The sequence below is a fragment of the Xanthocytophaga flava genome (assembly GCF_030068545.1).
GTDB classification, from domain to species: Bacteria; Bacteroidota; Bacteroidia; order Cytophagales; family 172606-1; genus Xanthocytophaga; species Xanthocytophaga flava.
Genome location: NZ_JASJOR010000103.1, coordinates 1 through 528 on the forward strand (window position 1 = coordinate 1; position 528 = coordinate 528).

At 36.6% G+C, this 528-nt stretch carries 1 pseudogene; it reads left to right on the top strand.

From position 1 onward, the window contains the following. Positions 1-176, top strand: a pseudogene (locus QNI15_RS39080) (transposase); the annotation flags it as partial. Positions 177-528 lie beyond the last annotated feature (352 nt).

The following is a 528-nucleotide window of genomic DNA, read 5'->3' on the forward strand; positions in this document are numbered from 1 at the left end:
CTGACCTTTCTACCGAGTCGATCTGTCAATTATACACGCTCAGATGGCAAGTTGAAATATTGTTTAAAATATGGAAAAGTATTTTCGCTTTGAATCAGGTAGGAAAAATGAGTCTGGCTCGCTTTGAGTGTTATTTGTATGGCAAATTCATTTCAATCCTTCTATCCAATCACATCCAGACTTTATTTTCATCCTTTGTTAACAACCAAAATACTAACAACCAAAATACTAACAACCAAAATACTAACAACCAAAACAAGGCAAATCAAGCAGATCCTCCAATTACCCATCCTGGTTCTAACACTGTGTTTGAATTAAGTGAATGGAAGGCCTATCAAGTACTAAATAAGAAGTTAAAAGGGCTATGGATCTGCCTGAGAAATGATTTGAAAGGACTTAAGGACTGGTTTACTCATGTCTTTGAGCAGTTATTTCATTTAGCCAAAAAAGAACGTAGACGTGTTGACTGTAATGGTTTTCGGTTGTCTCCTAAACAAATTCTTTTCCCTTAGCCTGACGGCTATGGTG